Below are 19483 nucleotides of genomic sequence, written 5' to 3' on the forward strand. Positions count from 1 at the left end.
CATGCGCCTGACCACGTCCCTTCTCGCCCTGACCTTGATCGCGGGCACCGGCCTCGCCGCCCGCGCCGACGAGAAGCTTCCGCCCGATCAGCAGGCCAAGGTCGAGGCCATGCTCAAGCAGGAAGGCTTCACCAAGTGGAAGGAGATCGAGCTCGACGACGGCATGATCGAGGTCGACGACGCGATCGACGCGAGCGGCAAGCAGTTCGACCTGAAGCTCGATCCGAAGACCCTGGCCATCGTGAAGCGCAAGGCCGAGTGAGGCAGCGCTTCGGCTGCGCTTCGACTCGGCTTCAGCAGCGCTTGCGTTCGGGCCGAGGCCCGGCCATATAGCCGGCGGGGGGTTGGCGAGGGACGTTTCACTCGCCAACCGGGTCAGGTCCGGAAGGAAGCAGCCCTAACGAGACCGAGCGGGTCTTCGTCCAGCCTCCCACCTCATCCCACGGCGCGCGGCAGCCGGACCCAGACACGGCATGGACGCTACGACCGGCACGCCTGACGACGAGCCGGGCCTGCCCGGGTTTCCAGCGCCCCCAGTTGCGGCGACGCCCTACCGGGTGCTCGCGCGCAAGTACCGCCCCACCAATTTCGGCGACCTGATCGGCCAGGACGCGATGGTGCGGACCCTCGCCAACGGGTTCGCGGCCAATCGCATCCCGCAGGCCTGGATGCTCACCGGCGTCCGCGGAGTCGGCAAGACCACGACGGCCCGCATCCTGGCGCGCGGCCTCAATTACGCCCGCGCCGGACAGCCCGACACCGGCCCGACCGTGTCGATGCCGGAACTCGGCCTCCACTGCGCGGCGATCATGGAATCCCGGCACATGGACGTGCTGGAGATGGACGCCGCCTCGCATACCGGCATCGACGACGTCCGGGCGATCATCGACGGCATCCGCTACGGGCCGGTCTCGGCGCGCTACAAGGTCTACATCGTGGACGAGGTCCACATGCTCTCCGAGAAGGCGTTCAACGCCTTCCTGAAGACGCTGGAGGAGCCGCCGCCGCACGCGAAATTCGTGTTCGCCACCACGGAGATCCGCAAGGTCCCGGTGACGATCCTGTCCCGCTGCCAGCGATTCGACCTGCGCCGGGTCGAGGCGCCGACCTTGCACGCGCATCTCGCGAAGGTCTGCGCGGCCGAGGGCGTATCGGTCGAGGACGAGGCTCTGGGCGCCATCGTGCGCGCTGCGGAAGGGTCGGTGCGCGACGCGCTCTCGCTGCTCGACCAGGCGATCGCCCACGGCGCCGGCACGATCACGGCGCAGAACGTGCGCGACATGCTGGGCCTCGCTGACCGCGCCCGGATCCTCGACCTGTTCGAGGCGGTGATGCGCGGCGCGGTGCCGGCCGCCTTCGCGGAGCTGCGGGCGCAGTACGATTCCGGCGCGGACCCGTCGGTCGTGCTCTCGGATCTCGCGGCCTTCACGCACCTCGTCACCCGGCTCAAGGTGGTGCCGGAAGCCGCCGCCGACCCGACGCTCAGCGAGACCGAGCGCGTCCGCGGCGCCGCGTTCGCCGAGAAGCTGTCGATCCGCGCCCTGTCGCGGGCGTGGCAGATCCTGCTGAAGGCGATTCCCGAGGTCCAGGCGGCGCCCCGGCCCCTCGCGGCCGCCGAGATGGCGATCGTGCGCCTCGCCTACGCGGCCGACCTGCCCACACCCGACGAGGCCCTGCGCCAGCTCCGGGCCGAGGCCGCCGCCGCGCCCGCGGACGAGGCCCCGGTCGCGTCGGCCCGGCCGCCCCTCCCGCCGATTCCTGACCTGCGCGGCGGCGGTTCCGCGGCGCTCGCCGCGGCACCCCGCACGGTCGCGCCGGGGCCCGCCCCGGTCGCGGCGCCCCTGGCCGCGCCCGTCGCGGTGAACGCGCCGGCGAGCGTCCCGATCTGTGCGCCCGTCGGTGCGCCGGCGCCGAGGCCGGCGCCCGCGGCACCGCCGACGCCGCGTCTCGGTCGGTTCGAGGACCTGATCGCGCTGGCCGACGCCAACCGGGACATCCTGCTGCGGACCGCGCTGGAGCGCGACGTCCATCTGGTGCGCTTCGAGGAGGGCCGGATCGAGTTCCGCCTCGCCTCCGGCGGCCGGTCGAGCCTCGCCAACGACATCGGCGCCGCCATCGAGCGCTGGACCGGGCGGCGCTGGGTGGTGGCCCTGTCGAAGGACGAGGGCGCCCCGACCCTCGACGCGGCCGCCCGCGCCGCGACCGAGACACGCCGGGAGAACGCCGCCGCCGACCCGTTCGTGCGCGAGGTCCTGACGCGCTTTCCCGGGGCCGAGATCGTCGACGTGCGCGAGACAATCTCCGAGGCCCTCCCCTCCGCCGAGCAGGAGATCCTCGGGGAAGGCGATGCCGCGCGTGTCGGCGAAGTCGAGGACGACGACGCCTGACGCATGGTGGCGCCCGGGCCGCGCCATACCCAGATCAGACGAGGAAACGGAGAGAGAGCCGCATGCGCGACCTGATGGGCATCATGAAGCAGGCTCAGGCCATGCAGGAGAAGATGGCCAACCTGCAGTCCGAGATGGATGAGATCGAGGTGACCGGCGCCTCCGGCGGCGGCTCCGTCCGGGTCACCATGAGCGCCAAGGGCCAGATGAAGGGGGTCAGCATCGACCCCTCGCTCATGGTCGCGGACGAGCGCGAGATCCTTGAGGACCTGATCGTCGCGGCCTGCAACGACGCCCGCGGGAAGGCCGAGGCGACCATGCAGGAGCGCATGGCCGAGCTGACCAAGGGCCTGCCCCTGCCGCCGGGCATGAAGCTGCCGTTCTAGGACGCATCCCGGACAGGACGTCCGAACCGTCTTCGCGGGCGCAGCGAAGCAATCCAGCGTAGCGCGACCGGGCTGCTTCCCTGCGCTCGCGAAGACGAACGGGACGGGCGGCCCCGCGGGCCGCCCGCTCTCGGTTTACGCCGCGATCGCCTGCGCGGTCGGCCCGGCGGCGCGCACGTCGGCGTCGACATGGGCCTCGAACCGCTTGAAGTTGTCGTCGAACATCTTCACGAGCCGCGCCGCCGTCTCCACGAAGGCGCCCTTGTTGGCCCATGTCTTCACCGGCGTTAGGATGTGCGGCTCGACGCCCGGAACCGAGACCGGCACCGCGAAGCCGAAATATGGGTCGCGGCGGAACTCGGCCTGCGCCAGCGAGCCGTCGAGGGCGGCGCTCAGCAGGCGGCGCGTCACGCGGATCGGCATCCGCCGGCCGGTGCCGACGCCGCCGCCGGTCCAGCCCGTGTTGACCAGCCAGCAATCGACGCTGTGCTTGGCGATGAGGTCGCGCAGCAGGTTGCCGTAGGTGCTCGGATGCCGCGGCATGAACGGCGCGCCGAAGCAGGTCGAGAAGGTCGCCTCGGGCCCGGTCAGGCCGCGCTCGGTGCCGGCCACCTTGGCGGTGTAGCCCGAGAGGAAGTGGTACATCGCCTCGGCGCCGGTGAGCTTGGCGATCGGCGGCATCACCCCGAAGGCGTCGCAGGTCAGCATGACGATGTTCTTCGGATGCCCGGCCCGGCCGGAGGCGCTGGCGTTGGCGATGAAGTCCAGCGGGTAGGCGCAGCGGGTGTTCTCGGTGAGCGACGCGTCGTCGAAATCCGGTGCGCGGGTGACCGGATCGATGATCACGTTCTCCATCACCGTGCCGAAGCGCTCGGTGGTGGCGTAGATCTCCGGCTCGGCGTTGCGCGAGAGGCGGATGGTCTTGGCGTAGCAGCCGCCCTCGAAGTTGAAGATGCCCTCGTTCGACCAGCCGTGCTCGTCGTCGCCCAGCAGCTGACGGGAGCTGTCGTTCGACAGCGTCGTCTTTCCGGTGCCCGAGAGGCCGAAGAAGATCGCCGAGCCGCCCTCGGCATCGAGCGCCGCGTTGGCCGAGCAGTGCATCGGCATCACGCCCTGGCCGGGCAGGATGTAGTTCAGGTAGGTGAAGACCGACTTCTTCATCTCGCCCGCGTAGGCCGAGCCGCCGATCAGCACGAGCTTCTTTGAGAAGTCGATGGCGATCACGGTCTTCGACCGGCAGCCGTGCCGGGCGGGATCGGCCTGGAAGCTCGGCAGGTCGATGATCGTCATGTCCGGCACGTAGGACGCGATCTCGGAGCGGTCCGGACGGATCAGCAGGTTGCGGATGAACAGCGAGTGCCACGCGAACTCGGTGAAGACCCGGGCCTTGACCCGGTAGGCCGGATCGGCGCCACCGTAGAGGTCTTGGGCGAACAGCTCCTTGCCCTCGGCGTGCTTCAGAAAGTCCTGGCGCAGGGTCTCGAACTGCTCGGGCGTGATGGCGCCGTTGTTGTCCCACCAGACCTCGTTCTCGGTGCCGGCGTCGCGCACCACGAACTTGTCCTTGGGCGAACGGCCGGTATGGCTGCCGGTGGTGGCGACGATCGCGCCGCCGCGGGCGAGTTGCGCCTCCTTGCGGGACAGAGCCTCCTCGTAGAGGCGCGGGGCCTCGAAATTCCAGTGGACGGCCTTGAGGTCGCGAAAACCCGCCGCCTCGGCGCCGTGGGCCGCGTTGTGATCACCGATGTTGGACATGATCGTATCTCCCGGGCCCCTGTTCGACCGTCGACGCGACTGAGCCGGACGGCACCGCCGTCCGGGTTTGCCCGGGAGACGTCCGTGCGGTCGTACAGGACCGCCGCACGCAGGTTCTCCGTTCCCGGCCGCTCGCCATCCCACGCTCGCGTAGGCGGCGAAGCTTCGCTGTCATAATGGGCTCCGTAGGGAGCCCGCAACGTGTACAAACAGGTTAGACCACAGTCGTGGACTCAGGAACCGAGGTCTGTAAGCAGTTCCGTCCGTCGTGCAGCATAATGCCACCGGCGCAGCGACGTCGGAATACCCATATACCACATACGATGGACCGCATCGGCGCAAGGACCCTTGCGCGGCGCTCGGCGCGGTCTATGCCCGTCCCGATCCGCAGCCCCTTCCTCGCCCCAGAGGCACGATGCCCCAAGCCGTCGCCGGCCCCGAGATCGAGCGCTTGATCCAGCTCCTCGCCCGCATGCCGGGCCTCGGACCGCGCTCGGCGCGGCGGGCCGCCCTGCAGCTCATCAAGAAGCGCGACACGCTGCTCGGGCCCCTCGCCGACGCGATGCGGGTGGCGGCCGACCGCATCATCGTGTGCACGAGTTGCGGGAACGTCGACACCTCGGACCCGTGCACGATCTGCCGCGACGCCGAGCGGGATCCGACGACGCTCGTGGTGGTGGAGGACGTGTCCGACCTCTGGGCGCTGGAGCGGTCCGGGGCCGTGAAGGCGCGCTACCACGTGCTCGGCGGCGTCCTCTCGGCGCTGGACGGCGTCCGTCCGGAGCACCTGAATCTCGCGAGCCTCGTGGAGCGCGTGGCCCGGCCCGAGGTGACCGAGGTCATCCTGGCGCTCAACGCCACCGTCGACGGCCAGACCACCGCCCACTACGTCACGGAGTCGATCCGGCACTGCGACGTGAAGGTCACGCGCCTCGCCCACGGCGTGCCGGTCGGCGGCGAGCTCGACTACCTCGACGAGGGCACGCTCTCGGCGGCGATCCGCAGCCGGACGGTGTTCTGAGGGCCGGCGACAGGTCGCGAACCGGTATTTGACCGGTCCTCGGCCGCATCCTATTCGACGGTGAGCCCGGACCCGTGCCGGCGCCTTCCCTGCCGGTTCCCGCCATGACCATCCGCCCGCTCGTCATCCTTCCCGATCCCGTCCTGCGCCTGGGCTCCGAACCGGTCGGGCCGATCACCGCCGAGATCCGGACCCTCGTCGCCGACATGTTCGAGACGATGTACGACGCTCCTGGCGTCGGGCTGGCGGCGATCCAGATCGGCGTGGCGAAGCGCGTCGTGACGATCGACACGTCGAAGGAGGAAGGCGTCCGCGACGCGCGGGTCTTCATCAATCCCGAGATCGTCTGGTCGTCCGAGGATAAGCGGGTCTACGACGAGGGCTGCCTGTCGATCCCGGACTACTACGCCGAGGTCGAGCGCCCGGATCGGGTGCGCGTGAAGTTCCGAGACCTCGACGGCAAGGAGCAGGAGATCGAGGCCGACGGCCTGCTCTCAACCTGCATCCAGCACGAGATCGACCACCTGAACGGCGTGCTGTTCATCGATCACCTGTCGAAGCTGAAGCGCGACCGGGTGATCAAGAAGTTCACCAAGGCGGCCAAGCGCGACGCGGCCTGAGCCGGCCATGCGCGTCGTCTTCATGGGCACGCCGGACTTCGCGGTGCCGACGCTCGCGCGGCTCGCGCAGGACGGGCACGACATCGCGGCGGTCTACACCCGCGCGCCCGCCAGGGCCGGCCGCGGCATGAGCCTGCGCCCCTCCCCGGTCCACGCGCTCGCCGACACGCTCGGCACGCCGGTGCTGACGCCCGCGACGCTCCGCACGCCCGAAGCCGCCGAGACCTTCGCGGCGCACCGGGCCGACGTCGCGGTGGTCGTGGCCTACGGGATGCTGCTGCCGCAGGCGATCCTCGACGCGCCGCGGCACGGCTGCCTCAACCTGCACGGATCCCTGCTGCCGCGCTGGCGCGGCGCGGCGCCGATCCAGCGCGCCGTGATGGCGGGTGACGCCGAGAGCGGCGTCGGCGTGATGCGGATGGAGGCCGGTCTCGACACAGGCCCGGTCGCCCTCGAGGCGCGGTTGCCGATCACCCCGGGCATGACGGCGGGGGCCCTGCACGACGCGCTCATGCCTCTCGGCGCCGACCTGATGGCGCGGGCCCTCGCGGCGCTCGACGCGGGCACGCTGACCTTCGCGCCGCAGCCGGAGGACGGAATCGTCTACGCCCACAAGATCACCAACGACGAGGCGCGGATCGACTGGTCCCGGCCGGCGGCCGAGGTCGCCAACCGGATCAACGGGCTGTCGCCGTTCCCCGGCGCCTTCTTCGAGGTCGATCTCGGCAAGGGCTCCGAGCGCGTGAAGGTGCTCCGCGCCGCCCCGGCGGAGGGTTCGGGCGCGCCGGGCACGCTGCGCGATTCCGAAGCCACCGTCGCCTGCGGGGACGGCGCCGTCCGGCTCCTGGAGCTGCGCCGCGCCGGGAAGGGCGGCAGCGCCAACGGGGCCGAGTTCGTCCGCGGCGCCCGCCTGACGCCCGGCGCCCGCCTCGGCTGATGCGCGTCGCCCGTTCACGGCATTCGGCGCGCGGCCCGACCCGTCATCGCGAGCGCAGCGAAGCGACCCAGGGCAGCGCACCCTGGCGAGGCTCGGCGCGACGCCGGATCGCTTCGGCGCGCTCGCAGAGACGATCGCGCGCGCAGCTTTCCGAAGCTCTGTGCCGTATCGCGAGATCGAACCTCGGAGCGCTATTGAGAGACCTTGAGGGGGCCGGCTGATGCCCCGCTACAAGCTCGTCATCGAGTACGACGGCGGTCCGTTCTGCGGCTGGCAGCGGCAGGCGGACGATCCCACGGTCCAGGGCGCGATCGAGGCGGCGGTCACGCGCTTCTCCGGCGAGGAGGCCCGGCTCACCTGCGCGGGCCGGACCGATGCCGGCGTGCACGCGATCCATCAGGTCGCCCATCTCGACCTCGCCAAGGACTGGCGGACCGACACGGTGCGGGACGCCCTGAACGCCCATCTGCGGCCGCAGCCGGTGGCGATCCTGTCCGCCGAGACCGTGCCGGAGAGCTTCGACGCCCGCCACTCGGCGATCCGCCGGCACTACCGCTACCGCATCCTCAACCGGCGCAGCCCCGCGGCGCTGACGCGCGCCCATGTCTGGCACGTGCCGTGGACCCTCGACGCGGACCTCATGCACGAAGCCGCCCAGCGCCTCGTCGGCCGCCACGACTTCTCGGCTTTCCGGGCCGCCGAGTGCCAGGCGAACAGCCCGATCCGAACGCTGGAGCAGCTCGACGTGGGCCGCGCGCCGATGGCGCTTCACGACGAGATCGTTGTGGCGACGTCGGCGCGCTCGTTCCTGCACCATCAGGTGCGGGCGATGGTCGGCACGCTGATGCTCGCCGGCTGCCGCCGCCTTTCGGCGGACGAGGTCGCCGCCATCCTGGCCTCGGGCGACAAGCGCCGGTGCGGGCCGCTGGCCCCGGCCGCCGGGCTGACCTTCGTGGGCGTCGACTACGAACCGGGGAAGTAGGCGTCGAGCACGCGCCCGTAGATCGCCGTCAGCCGCTCCAGGTCGGCGACCGCCACGCACTCGTCGATCTGGTGCATGGTCTCGCCGACGAGGCCGAACTCGATCACCGGGCAGGCATCCTTGATGAAGCGGGCATCCGACGTGCCGCCCGTCGTGGAGAGCGTCGGGGTCAGGCCGGTCTCGGCCCGGATCGCCTCCGCGACCAGCGTCACGAAGGCGTCCGGCCGCGTCAGGAACGCCGGCGCGTTCGAGGGCTGCAGATCCAGGCTGAAGCGCACCGCGTTCCCGGCCGCCTGTTCCAGGCGCCGACGGATCTCTTCGCCCAGGCTCTCGGCCGTCCAGTCGTCGTTGAAGCGGATATTGAAGGTCGCCCGGGCGGTCGCCGGGATCACGTTGGTGGCCGGGTTGCCGACGTCGATCGTGGTGAATTCGAGGTTCGAGGCGTCGAAATGCGCCGTCCCGCGATCCAGCGGCTCGGCGACCAGCGCCGAGGCGAGGCGCAGCAGGCCCGGGATCGGGTTCTCGGCCTTGTGTGGGTAGGCGACGTGGCCCTGCCGGCCGAGAACGGTGAGCTTGCCGGTCAGCGACCCGCGCCGACCGATCTTGATCATCTCGCCGAGCCGGCCCGGATTGGTCGGCTCCCCGAGGACACAGTGGTCGAACCGCTCGCCCCGGCGCCGCGCCCAGTCGAGGAGCTTCACGGTGCCGTTGACCGCCGGTCCCTCCTCGTCGCCGGTGATCAGGAACGCGATGGAGCCGCCGAAATCGGCGCCGCGCCGGTCGAGGAAGGCGAGGGTCGCCGCAAGCATGCAGGCGACGCCGCCCTTCATGTCGGCCGCTCCCCGCCCGTACAGCATCCCGTCGGCCACGGCGCCCGCGAAGGGATCGTGGCGCCACGCGCCCTCGCCCTCCGGCACGACGTCGGTGTGGCCGGCGAAGACGAGGCACGGACCGTCCCGCCCGACGCGGGCGTAGAGGTTCGGCGTGTCGGGGTAGCCGGGCTCCGAGAAGACCGGCCGCTCGACCGCGAAGCCGGCCGGCCGGAGCGCGTCGGCGACGACGTCGAGGGCGCCCCGATCCTCCGGCGTCACGGACGGGCACCGGATCAGGTCCTGCGCGAGGCGAAGGGCCGCGTCGGGGGCGTGATGATCTGCCGGCATGAACCCGTCCTCGGCGGCGCGACGTGCCGCGCGGCCCGCTTAACCCGAAGCGGGCCGCCCCGGAACTCCCGTCCCGGGCCCTACTTGGTCACCACGACCTGCACGTCGCCGTGGCGGCGTTGCACCGACACGGTGACGTCGTCGTCATAGCGCTGGAACCGGATGTCCAGGCGCGAGCCGCCGAGCTTGACGTTGTAGAGCGTCACCCCGTCGAGGAAGCCCGGCAGGATCGGGTTCTTGAGCCGGACACGGTTGCGCTCGTGGTCCAGTTCGAGGCCGAGGCAGGCCGCCAGGAACGCGAACGGCGCCGCCGCCGCCCAGGCCTGCGGGCTGCAGGCGACCGGGTACGAGACGGGGCCGCGCTGCTTGCGGCGCATGAAGCCGCAGAACAGCTCCGGCAGCCGCTTCTGGTCCTGGTAGAGCGAGGTGTCGAACATCCCCTGGAAGATGCGCGCGGCCTCGTGCTTGCGGTCGTAGCGCGCCAGACCCATCGCGATCAGCGCGTTGTCGTGCGGCCAGATCGAGCCGTTGTGGTAGGACATCGGGTTGTAGCGCGCCTCGCCCTTGGCGATCGTGCGCACGCCCCAGCCGTTGAAGCCGTCCTTGCACAGCAGCGTCTCGGCGACCCGCGCCGCCCGCTCCGGCTTGGCGATGCCGGTGAACAGGGCGTGGCCGGCATTGGAGGAGCGCACCGCGCACTGCTTCTTGGCGCCGTCGAGCGCCAGCGCGTAGGTGCCGATCTCCTCGTTCCAGAACGCCGCGTCGAACCGCTCGCGCAGGCTCGCCGCCTCCTGGGTGAGGCGCTCCGCCATCGGGTCGTGGCCGAGGAGCGCCGCGAGCTTCGCCATGCCGTTCTTGGCGGCGTAGACGTAGCCCTGCACCTCGCAGAGAGCGATCGGGCCCTTGGCCAGGTGACCGTCGGTGTGGAAGATCGAGTCGTGGCTGTCCTTCCAGCCCTGGTTCTCCAGACCCTTGTCGGTGTCGCGGGCGTACTCGACGAAGCCGTCGCCGTCGCGGTCGCCGTAGCGGTCCATCCATTCGAGCGCGAGTTCGAGGGCCGGCCAGATCGCCCGCACGGTCTCGAGGTCGCCCGTGACGGCGTAGTACTCCCAGGCCAGCATCACGAAGAGCGGCGTGCCGTCGATGGTGCCGTAATAGTGCCGGAACGGCACCTCGCCGAGCATCGCCATCTCGCCGCGCCGGGTCTCGTGGAGGACCTTGCCGGGCTGCGCGTCGGCGGCCGGATCGACCGCCTTGGCCTGGGTCGAGGCGAGGTAGCGCAGCACGCCCCGGGCGAATTTCGGGTCGATCCAGAGCGCCATCATCGCGGTGATGATGCCGTCGCGCCCGAACACCGTGGAGTACCAGGGGATGCCGGCGAAGGGGTAGATGCCCTCCGGGGTTCGGCTCGCGAGCATGTAGAGGTCGGCGGTCGCCCGGCACAGCCCCTCGTTGAACTGGTCGTTCGACGAGATGATCGTGGTGATGCCCGCCGTCAGCGCCCGCAGGTCGCGCCGCGAATCGCGGTAGGCGCGGGCGAAGATCGTCCCCTCGCCGAGATCCTTCGGCTCGCGCCGGGCACCGCCGGCATTGGCGGCGAGCGTCAGCTTGGCGGCCGCGTCCTCGCCGACCATCGTGTCGGTCGGGGGCTTGGTGAAGGCCCGGTGCGCCTCGAAGGTGACGCGGATGAACAGGGAGGTCCGGCCCTCCGGCGGGAGCGACACGTCGAACACGACCTTGCCGGGCTCGATCGAATCGGGCTTCGGGCCGAAATGCAGGGAGGTCGTCCGGACGATCTCGTCCAGGCCGACGTAGCGGAACTGCACCTCGCGGTCGCTCGCCACGAGCACGCCGCGCTTGCCGCGCTCCTGTCGATCTGTCCCGCGAACCTCGAAGAGGTCGCGGAAATCCGCGTCGAAGGTGACGGCGATGCGCAGGCGCCGGTGCTTCGAATCGTAGGAGCGGAGGCCGATCCGGTCGTAGCAGGCGCCGCGGAACAGGAACTTGGTGCGCTCGATCGCGATCGTCTCGCGGGGGATCGAGGTCTCGTCGTGGGCGTCGATGCGGATGTCGGGCGTCGTCATGTCGACGCTGAGGGCGCCGTTATCGTCCTGCATCACCGAGGAGAGCATCAGCGGGCGCTGGCCCTCGACCGTCACCTCCAGGCGCGAGAGGTAGCGCGTGTCCTGGAAATAGAGGCCTTCCGGCCCGGGCTGGACGCCGATGTCGCCGTAGGAATCGAGGACGCCGAAGGCCTCGCCGAACTTCAGCGAGCGCAGCGGCCGCTCGACCAGGGAGGTCTGCGCCTCGATGTGATAGGTCGGGAGGACGTCGTCCGCGTCCTGGAATCCGTGCGCCACGCTTCCGGCGCTCGCCGCGGTCCGGGCCTTCGCATCGTGGGCCGCTGCCGTGTTGTCCGCCGCCATGCAGGGCATCTCCGGGTGCAAGTGAGGGGTGCGAATCGAGAGGGCTGCTGCATCCCTTCGATGCAGCAGCCCTTGTTCACCCTACGGATGAGTCGCCTTTAAGACGCTAGGCCGAGCCGGCCCCGCCTCGCAAGCCCGGTGCCGGCTTTCAGGCCGGCATGGCGGCGACCGGGATCGCCGGACGCGCGGAGCCGTTGACCTCGCCGTACTGCGGCATGAAGCCGGACTTCGGCAGCTTGATCACGTCGGCGCCGCGGGCGAGCAGGTCCTCGTAGGCGGCGACGTACTTCTTCACCATGCACTCGGCGGTGAAGGCGCTCTCGAAGTGGCGGCGCACGCCGGCGCGGCTCATGGTCTTCACTTTGGCGACCGCGGCCACGGCGTCGTCCATGCTCTCGCAGAGAACGCCGCCCACGCCGTCCTTGATGACCTCCGGCACGGAACCGTTGCGGAACGCGATCACCGGGGTGCCGGCCGACATCGCCTCGATCATCACGAGCCCGAAGGGCTCCGGCCAGTCGATCGGGAAGGCGAGCGCCAGGGCGTTGCCGAGAAAATCCTTCTTCTGCTCCTCGTTGATCTCGCCGATGTACTCGATCAGCGGGTGGTGGATCATCGGCTCGATGACCTCGTCCCAGTAATCCTGATCGGCCTTGTCGACCTTGGCGGCGATCTTCAGGGGCGTGCCGGAGCGGATCGCCATCTCGATCGCGCGGTCGGGCCGCTTCTCGGGCGAGATCCGGCCGAGGAAGGCGAGATAGCCGCCCTTGGCGTCCGGGTAATACGGGCAGTTCTCGGCCGGCAGGCCGTGATGGATCGTCGCCAGCCAGTTGGAGGTCGGCGGCATGGGCAGGCGCTGGTTGTCGGAGATCGAGACCAGCGGCATGCCCGTGAAGGTGCGGTAGACCGGCATGAAGTCCGGCACGTCCAGGCGACCGTGCATCGTGGTGATGCACTTATGGTTCAGATCCTCGAACATCGGGTACTGAAGCAGGTCGATGTGGAAGTGCAGGATGTCGAACTCGTGCGCGCGGCGGTGCACCTGATGCAGCATCGCCAAGTGGCTGGCCGTGTGATCCCGGTAGCCGAGCAGGCGGAGGCCTTCGGGCGTGCAGGCCGCGAGCTTGGCAGTCGTCTCGGAGTCACCGCTCGCGAACAGCGTGACTTCGTGGCCCTGGCGAACCAGTTCCTCTGTAATCCAGCTGACGACGCGCTCGGTGCCGCCGTAGAACTTCGGAGGGACGGCCTCCGACAACGGAGCGATCTGGGCAATGCGCACGAAGTGTCTCCTGGTTGGCCAATTTGACGGGGGGTCTAACCCTGCCGGCCTGAGCGGGACATGAATGAAACCGACGGCTAAGGTTATGGTTCCTGGCGCACCCGCTGTCCCTCGCCGTTTTGTGCGGCGCGCAAGCCGTCCCCGAATTCCTCCGAATCAGCACGGACGAAACGGCCGCTGCCCCGCCGTTGCCGGCTCGCCGGCGCGGGTGTCGTGCAGAGAAGCCCGGTCCCAGGGCTCGATACGCCGCAGCCCGGCGACGCGTTCCCCCGGATCTCGATCTCGTGCTCCGATCCGCGGGCGTTGCCGCCGCGTCAGCTTTCTGTCATAAGCCGCCCCGCGTCGAACCGCCCGGCCGATAGGGCTGCCGTGGCGGCTCGTGCTGCTCCACCAGAAGCATCAGCGCGCGAACCTCATCCGATCCTCCCGGGTCGGTCCGGGATCATTTCGCGCAACGGAGAGCCAAATGCCCAAGTTGAAGACGAAATCGGGCGCGAAGAAGCGCTTCAAGATCACCGGCACCGGCAAGGTGATGTACGCCCAGGCCGGCAAGCGCCACGGGATGATCAAGCGGACGACCAAGCAGATCCGCAACCTGCGCGGCACCACGACCCTGTTCGAGGGCGATGCCGCCAACGTGAAGAAGTACTTCCTGCCGAACGCGCGGTAAGTCCTTCAACACCCGTTGCCACTGTCTTTCGTCGAATCCAGGAGATAACCGATGGCCCGCGTCAAGCGCGGCGTGACCAGTCACGCGAAGCACAAGAAGGTTCTGAAGGCCGCCAAGGGCTATTACGGCCGGCGCAAGAATACGATCCGCATCGCCAAGCAGGCGGTCGAGAAGGGCATGCAGTATGCCTACCGCGACCGCAAGAACAAGAAGCGCACGTTCCGCGCCCTCTGGATCCAGCGCCTCAACGCGGCGGTCCGCGAGCACGGCCTGACCTACTCGCGCTTCATCGACGGCTTGGCGAAGTCCGGCATCGTCGTCGACCGCAAGGCCCTGTCCGAGCTGGCGATCCACGAGCCGGCGAGCTTCGCCGCCGTCGTCGAGAAGGCGAAGGCCGCGCTGCCGCAGAACACCGCCAAGGCCGCCTGATCCAGGCCTGAGGCGAGACGGACGGAAGGCGCGGTTCCCCAGGGAGCCGCGCCTTCGTCGTTTACGAGGTCCCGCGCCCCGCGCTTGCGCCGGCGCCCGCAACGCGCGAGAGCACGGCCCGACGGCCGACTCCGCCAACCCTGCTCGAAGACAGCGATGACCGATCTCGACACCCTGGAACGCGACCTCCTGGCCCAGGTGAGCGCGGCCTCCGACGAGGCCACCCTCGACGCGGTCCGCGTCGCCGCGCTCGGCAAGAAGGGCAGCGTCTCGGATCTGCTGAAGACGCTCGGGTCGATGACGCCGAACGAGCGCAAGGAGCGCGGGCCCCTGATCAACGGGCTGCGCGACCGGGTCCAGGGCGCTGTCACCGCCCGCAAGACCGAGCTCGCCGAGGCCGCCCTGGAGGCCCGCCTCGCCTCCGAGCGGGTCGACGTGACCCTGCCGGTCCGCGAGGCCCCCGAGGTGCGCGGCCGGATCCACCCGATCTCCCAGGTAATTGACGAGATCACCGCGATCTTCGCCGACATGGGCTTCGCGGTCGCCGAGGGTCCGGACATCGAGACGGACGAGCTGAACTTCACGGCGCTCAACTTCCCGCCTGGCCACCCGGCCCGCGAGATGCACGACACCTTCTTCCTGGCGCCCGACCGCGACGGGCAGCGCAAGGTGCTGCGCACCCACACCTCGCCCGTTCAGGTGCGGACCATGCGGGCGCAGACGCCGCCGATCCGCGTGATCATCCCGGGGCGGACCTACCGGCACGATTCCGACCAGACCCACACGCCGATGTTCCACCAGGTCGAGGGGCTGGTGATCGACACGAGCGCCAACATCGCCAACCTGAAATGGGTACTGGAGGAGTTCTGCAAGGCGTTCTTCGAGGTCGACGGCGTGAAGATGCGCTTCCGCCCGTCCTTCTTCCCCTTCACCGAGCCCTCCGCCGAGGTCGACATCCAGTGCTCGCGCAAGGGCGGCGAGATCCGCTTCGGCGAGGGGGACGACTGGCTGGAGATCCTGGGCTGCGGGATGGTCCACCCGAACGTGCTGCGCAACTGCGGGCTTGACCCGGACGCGGTGCAGGGCTTCGCCTTCGGTGTCGGCATCGACCGCATCGCCATGTTGAAATACGGCATGCCGGACCTGCGCCCGTTCTTCGAGGCCGACGTCCGCTGGCTCGACCATTACGGCTTCCGCCCGCTCGACGTGCCGAGCCTCGTGGGCGGCCTCACCGGCTGAGCCGCCCCGGCCCCGCCGCGGCCCCCGGCCCCGCGATCCTGTTCCTCCGACGGTCGAGCCGATACCGGGCTCTCGAAGGTCCATCATGAAATTCACCCTCTCCTGGCTCAAGGACCACCTCGACACCGAGGCCTCCCTCGACACCGTCGCCGAGACGCTCACGCGGATCGGCCTTGAGGTGGAGGGCGTCGAGGACAAGGCCGCCGCGCTCAGGCCCTACGTGATCGCCCGGATCCTGACGGCCGAGCAGCACCCGAACGCCGACCGGCTCCGGGTCTGCACGGTCGACACCGGCGCGGGCGCGCCCGTGCAGGTGGTGTGCGGCGCCCCGAACGCGCGGGCCGACCTCGTCTCGGTCTTCGCGCCGCCCGGCACCTACGTCCCGGGCAAGAACATCACCCTGTCGGTGGGCACGATCCGCGGCGTCGAGAGCCACGGCATGCTGTGCTCGGGCGCCGAGCTCGGCCTCGGCGACGACCATGACGGCATCTTGGAACTCCCGACCGACGCGCCGGTCGGCCAGGCCTACGCGCTCTACGCCGGGCTCGACGATCCGGTCATCGAGATCAACCTGACACCGAACCGGCCGGACTGCACCTCCGTCCACGGGATCGCCCGCGACCTCGCGGCGGCCGGCCTTGGCACGCTCAAGGGCGAGGCGCTGCCGGCGCTGCGCGGCGAGGGTCCCTGCCCGGTCGCGGTCGAGCTCGCCCTCGATCCGGCCGACCGGCACCTCGCCCCGATGTTCGCCCTGCGGCTCGTGCGCGGCGTCCGGAACGGCCCGTCGCCGGCCTGGATGCAGGCCCGGCTGCGCGCCATCGGCCTGCGGCCGATCAACAGCCTCGTCGACATCACCAACTACGTCACCTTCGACCGCGGGCGGCCACTGCACGTCTTCGACGCCGCCAAGGTCGCCGGCACGCTGACCGTGCGGCGGGCGCGGGCGGGCGAGAGCCTGCGCGCCCTCGACGGCCGGACCCACACGCTGACCGACGACACCGTGGTGATCGCCGACGCGAACGGCGTCGAATCCATCGCCGGCATCATGGGCGGCGAGGCGTCGGGCTGCGACGCCGGCACCACGGACGTGCTGATCGAGTCGGCCCTGTGGGACCCGACCAACATCGCCCAGTCGGGCCGACGGCTCGGCATCATCACCGACGCGCGCTACCGCTTCGAGCGGGGCGTCGACCCGGCCTTCACGCTGCCCGGCCTCGACCTCGCGACGCGGCTGGTGGTCGATCTCTGCGGCGGAACGCCGACCGAGGCGCACGTCGCCGGCGCGCCGCCCGAATCCGAGCGCAGCATCGACTTCCCCTGGACCGAGGTCCGCCGCCTCGCCGGCCTGGACGTGCCGCGCACCGAGATGCAGCGGATCCTCGAGACGCTGGGCTTCCACGTCTCCGGTAGCGAGGACCGGGTGACGGTGCTGCCCCCGTCCTGGCGGCCCGACGTCGAGGGCAAGGCCGACCTCGTCGAGGAGGTCGTCCGCATCGCCGGGCTCGACCGGATCGTGGCCGAGCCCCTGCCGCCGCTCGCCGGGATCGGCCGCCCGCTGCTCACCGTGATGCAGAAGCGGACCCGCCTCGCCAAGCGCGCCCTGGCGAGCCGCGGCCTCATGGAGGCGGTCACGTGGTCGTTCGTGCCGCACGACGACGCCGTCCTGTTCGGCGGCGGCGGGGCCGACCTCGTGCTGGCCAACCCGATCGCCTCGGAGCTGTCCGACATGCGGCCGAGCCTCGTGCCGGGACTCCTGCGCGCGGCGCAGCGCAACGCCGACCGCGGCTACCCGGACGCCGCCCTGTTCGAGGTCGGCCAGTGCTTCGCCTCCGACGTGCCGGAGGGCCAGACCGTCCGCGCGGCGGCAGTCCGCCGCGGCGGCGCGACCCTGGCCGGCGCCGGGCGGCACTGGGACGGCACGGCCGCAGCCGTCGACGCATTCGACGCCAAGGCGGACGCGATCGCGTTACTCGGAAGCCTGGGCGTGCCGACCGGCGGCCTCCAGATCACGCCCGGCGGCCCGTCCTGGCTGCATCCCGGCCGCTCCGGCACGCTGCGCTTCGGTCCGAAGACGGAGATCGGCTGGTTCGGGGAGGTGCATCCGCGGACGCTGCAGGCCCTCGACCTGAAGGGAACGCTCGTGGCGTTCGAGATCGTCCTCGACGCCCTGCCCCTGCCCAAGCTCAAGCCGACCAAGGCCAAGGCCGCCCTGGCGCTTTCGGAATTCCAGCCGCTGTCGCGGGACTTCGCCTTCGTGGTCCGCCGCGACGTGCCGGCGGGCGACATCGTCAAGGCCGCCCAGAACGCCGAGCGCAAGCTGGTGACGGGTGTCGACGTGTTCGACCTCTACGAGGGGCCGGGCGTGCCGGACGGCGCGAAGTCGGTGGCGATCGCGGTGCGTCTCCAGCCCGTCGAGCGGACCCTGACCGACGCGGAGATCGAGGCGGTGAGCGCCAGGATCGTCGCCGAGGTCACCCGCAAGACGGGCGCGACGCTCCGGGCCTGAGGCGCCGCCATGGACCGGATCGCCCTGCTCATCGACGACCTCGCGGCGGCCGAGTACCGGCCGAAGGCGGCGTTGCGGGAGGCCCTGAACCACCCCGCCGCCGTCGCGGAGGCGACGCTGCCGCTGCTGGAGGCGGCCGCCGACGGGCGCGAGCTGGCGGCGGAGGAGACGAACCTCCTGTTCTGGGGCCTGCACGTCATGGCCCATGCCCGGGACACGCGCGCCCTCGCGCCGCTCCTCAGGCTGCTCCGGCACGACGAGGAGACCCTCGACGCGGTGCTGGGTGACGCCGTCACGGCGACGCTGGCCAAGGTCCTGGCGAGCCTGTTCGACGGCGATCCGCAGCCGCTGTTCCGGCTGATCCTGGACAGCACGGTCGACGATCACGCGCGCATGGCGCTGATGTGCGCCTGCACCTTCCTGACCCTGGAGGGACGGATCGACCGGGCCGCGATGCACGACCTGCTGGTCCGTTTCGACGACGCGCAGGCCGCGGTGGAGGACGGGCCGGCCTGGGTCGGCTGGGAGGAGACGATCGCGCATCTCGGCTTCCGGGACCTCGCGCCCCGCGCGGCCGCGGCCCGCGCCGACGGACGGCTCACCGACGAGATCAGCGACGCCGGGTGGTTCAAGGAGGCCCTGCGCAAGGCGGAGACCAAGCCGGACGACCGGGACCGGCTCGGGCCCTACCAGTACGGCTACCTCGACGATCCGGTCGAGGCTCTCGACTGGGCCGAGGAGGGCGCGGGCGAGCCGCAGCGCAACCCGTTCAAGGATGTCGGCCGCAACGATCCCTGCCCGTGCGGCTCGGGCAAGAAGTTCAAGAAGTGCTGCCTCGGCAAGGCCGAGGCGGAGGGGCCGTGGATGCCGCCGGTGCCCCTAGGCGGCTGAGGCGCCGCTGCCGCTGAGCGGGTTCTCGGGATCCCAGCCGTAGCTCAGGGTCTCGAACCGCATGGCGCGGGCGTCGACCATGAGCAGGCGACCGACGAGGGGCTCGCCGAAGCCCGCCACGGCCCGGATCACCTCCATGGCCATCAGCGAGCCCATGACGCCGGCGAGCGCGCCGAGGACGCCGGCCTCCGCGCAGGCGGGCACGCTGCCCGGCGGTGGCGGATTCGGGAAGAGGCAGCGATAGGTCGGGTTCGCGGTCCCGTCGGGCCCCGTCTCGTGCGCCCGGATCGTGGTCAGCGTGCCGTCGAAGCGGCCCAGAGCCGCGGTCACCAGCGGCCGACGCGCCCGGAAGCAGGCGTCCGACACCGCGTAGCGCGTGGCGAAATTGTCGGACCCGTCCGCCACGAGGTCGTAGCCGGCGATCAGGTCGACGGCGTTGTCCGCGTCGATCCGGAACGGGTGCGGGACCACCGACACGTGCGGGTTGAGGCGCGCCACCGCGTCGGCCGCGCTCTCGACCTTCGGCCGACCGAGATCCGGCGTCCCGTGGATCACCTGCCGCTGCAGGTTCGACAGGGAGACCGTGTCGTCGTCGACGAGGCCGATCGTGCCGATCCCCGCGGCGGCGAGGTACTGGATCAGCGGCGCGCCGAGGCCGCCCGCCCCAACGACGAGGATCCGGGCGGCCTTGAGCCGGGCCTGACCGGGACCGCCGACCTCGGCGAGGACGAGGTGGCGGGCGTAGCGTTCGATCTCATCGGGAGCGAGGGCCATCGTCTGCCCATAATCCGCGGC

17 protein-coding genes and 1 other RNA gene are annotated in these 19483 nt (G+C 70.8%); 13 read left to right on the forward strand and 5 right to left on the reverse strand.

Features of this window, described 5'->3' with window-relative positions:
• The first annotated feature begins 1 nt into the window (after nucleotide 1).
• From ACLBYG_RS18605 to ACLBYG_RS18620, 4 genes are all read left to right on the forward strand, one after another.
• Nucleotides 2–262 carry a PepSY domain-containing protein gene (locus ACLBYG_RS18605; protein WP_020092787.1) on the forward strand — a complete coding sequence of 87 codons (261 nt, stop codon included), beginning with the start codon at nucleotides 2–4 and terminating at the stop codon, nucleotides 260–262.
• 75 nt (nucleotides 263–337) lie between these two features.
• An RNA gene (gene ffs, locus ACLBYG_RS18610) (signal recognition particle sRNA small type) lies at nucleotides 338–436 on the forward strand.
• 37 nt (nucleotides 437–473) lie between these two features.
• Nucleotides 474–2387 (forward strand): DNA polymerase III subunit gamma/tau, encoded by a 1914-nt coding sequence (locus ACLBYG_RS18615; RefSeq protein WP_447682380.1) that lies wholly within the window; start codon nucleotides 474–476, stop codon nucleotides 2385–2387.
• A 62-nt stretch (nucleotides 2388–2449) separates the two neighbouring features.
• Nucleotides 2450–2773 carry a YbaB/EbfC family nucleoid-associated protein gene (locus tag ACLBYG_RS18620; protein ID WP_020092789.1) on the forward strand — a complete coding sequence of 108 codons (324 nt, stop codon included), beginning with the start codon at nucleotides 2450–2452 and terminating at the stop codon, nucleotides 2771–2773.
• Nucleotides 2774–2908: 135 nt separating this feature from the next.
• Here ACLBYG_RS18620 and ACLBYG_RS18625 read toward each other — a convergent pair whose 3' ends face one another.
• Entirely contained in the window at nucleotides 2909–4528 is a 1620-nt protein-coding gene (locus ACLBYG_RS18625; protein ID WP_447682381.1) for a phosphoenolpyruvate carboxykinase, read from the reverse strand.
• A 415-nt stretch (nucleotides 4529–4943) separates the two neighbouring features.
• On the opposite strand from ACLBYG_RS18625, the gene recR reads away from it, so the two are divergent.
• From recR to truA, 4 genes are all read left to right on the forward strand, one after another.
• Nucleotides 4944–5549: a recombination mediator RecR gene (gene recR, locus ACLBYG_RS18630; protein WP_020092791.1), complete on the forward strand. Its 606-nt coding sequence runs from the start codon at nucleotides 4944–4946 to the stop codon at nucleotides 5547–5549.
• A 104-nt stretch (nucleotides 5550–5653) separates the two neighbouring features.
• Complete coding sequence (gene def / locus ACLBYG_RS18635) at nucleotides 5654–6169, forward strand: peptide deformylase (RefSeq protein ID WP_447682382.1); 516 nt, start codon at nucleotides 5654–5656, stop codon at nucleotides 6167–6169.
• A 7-nt stretch (nucleotides 6170–6176) separates the two neighbouring features.
• Nucleotides 6177–7106, forward strand: coding sequence for a methionyl-tRNA formyltransferase (gene fmt, locus ACLBYG_RS18640; RefSeq protein ID WP_447682383.1), 930 nt, complete (start codon nucleotides 6177–6179; stop codon nucleotides 7104–7106).
• Between the two features lie 220 nt (nucleotides 7107–7326).
• Nucleotides 7327–8088, forward strand: coding sequence for a tRNA pseudouridine(38-40) synthase TruA (gene truA, locus ACLBYG_RS18645; RefSeq protein WP_447682384.1), 762 nt, complete (start codon nucleotides 7327–7329; stop codon nucleotides 8086–8088).
• Here the strand turns inward: truA and dapE are convergent.
• The 3 genes from dapE to ACLBYG_RS18660 all read right to left on the reverse strand — a co-directional run bounded on the left by dapE (nucleotide 8070) and on the right by ACLBYG_RS18660 (nucleotide 12953).
• Nucleotides 8070–9248 carry a succinyl-diaminopimelate desuccinylase gene (gene dapE, locus ACLBYG_RS18650; RefSeq protein ID WP_447682385.1) on the reverse strand — a complete coding sequence of 393 codons (1179 nt, stop codon included), beginning with the start codon at nucleotides 9246–9248 and terminating at the stop codon, nucleotides 8070–8072. The genes truA and dapE overlap by 19 nt on opposite strands.
• A gap of 80 nt (nucleotides 9249–9328) precedes the next feature.
• Nucleotides 9329–11674 (reverse strand): amylo-alpha-1,6-glucosidase, encoded by a 2346-nt coding sequence (locus ACLBYG_RS18655; protein WP_020092796.1) that lies wholly within the window; start codon nucleotides 11672–11674, stop codon nucleotides 9329–9331.
• Nucleotides 11675–11822: 148 nt separating this feature from the next.
• Complete coding sequence (locus ACLBYG_RS18660; RefSeq protein WP_091978839.1) at nucleotides 11823–12953, reverse strand: glycosyltransferase family 4 protein; 1131 nt, start codon at nucleotides 12951–12953, stop codon at nucleotides 11823–11825.
• Between the two features lie 466 nt (nucleotides 12954–13419).
• Here ACLBYG_RS18660 and rpmI point away from each other — a divergent pair, with 466 nt between their 5' ends.
• The 5 genes from rpmI to ACLBYG_RS18685 all read left to right on the forward strand — a co-directional run bounded on the left by rpmI (nucleotide 13420) and on the right by ACLBYG_RS18685 (nucleotide 18688).
• Nucleotides 13420–13623, forward strand: a complete 204-nt coding sequence (gene rpmI, locus ACLBYG_RS18665) for a 50S ribosomal protein L35 (RefSeq protein WP_007561407.1) — start codon at nucleotides 13420–13422, stop codon at nucleotides 13621–13623.
• A gap of 51 nt (nucleotides 13624–13674) precedes the next feature.
• On the forward strand, nucleotides 13675–14052 hold the full coding sequence (rplT, locus tag ACLBYG_RS18670; protein ID WP_012320099.1) for a 50S ribosomal protein L20: 378 nt from the start codon (nucleotides 13675–13677) through the stop codon (nucleotides 14050–14052).
• 156 nt (nucleotides 14053–14208) lie between these two features.
• A complete protein-coding gene (pheS, locus tag ACLBYG_RS18675) occupies nucleotides 14209–15291 on the forward strand; it encodes a phenylalanine--tRNA ligase subunit alpha (protein ID WP_447682386.1) in 1083 nt (360 codons plus the stop codon).
• Between the two features lie 85 nt (nucleotides 15292–15376).
• Nucleotides 15377–17797, forward strand: coding sequence for a phenylalanine--tRNA ligase subunit beta (gene pheT / locus ACLBYG_RS18680; protein WP_447682387.1), 2421 nt, complete (start codon nucleotides 15377–15379; stop codon nucleotides 17795–17797).
• 9 nt (nucleotides 17798–17806) lie between these two features.
• Nucleotides 17807–18688: a DUF1186 domain-containing protein gene (locus tag ACLBYG_RS18685; RefSeq protein ID WP_447682388.1), complete on the forward strand. Its 882-nt coding sequence runs from the start codon at nucleotides 17807–17809 to the stop codon at nucleotides 18686–18688.
• Here the strand turns inward: ACLBYG_RS18685 and ACLBYG_RS18690 are convergent.
• Nucleotides 18677–19462 (reverse strand): HesA/MoeB/ThiF family protein, encoded by a 786-nt coding sequence (locus ACLBYG_RS18690; protein ID WP_447682389.1) that lies wholly within the window; start codon nucleotides 19460–19462, stop codon nucleotides 18677–18679. The genes ACLBYG_RS18685 and ACLBYG_RS18690 overlap by 12 nt on opposite strands.
• Nucleotides 19463–19483 lie beyond the last annotated feature (21 nt).

The sequence above is a fragment of the Methylobacterium sp. D53M genome, from assembly GCF_053345625.1.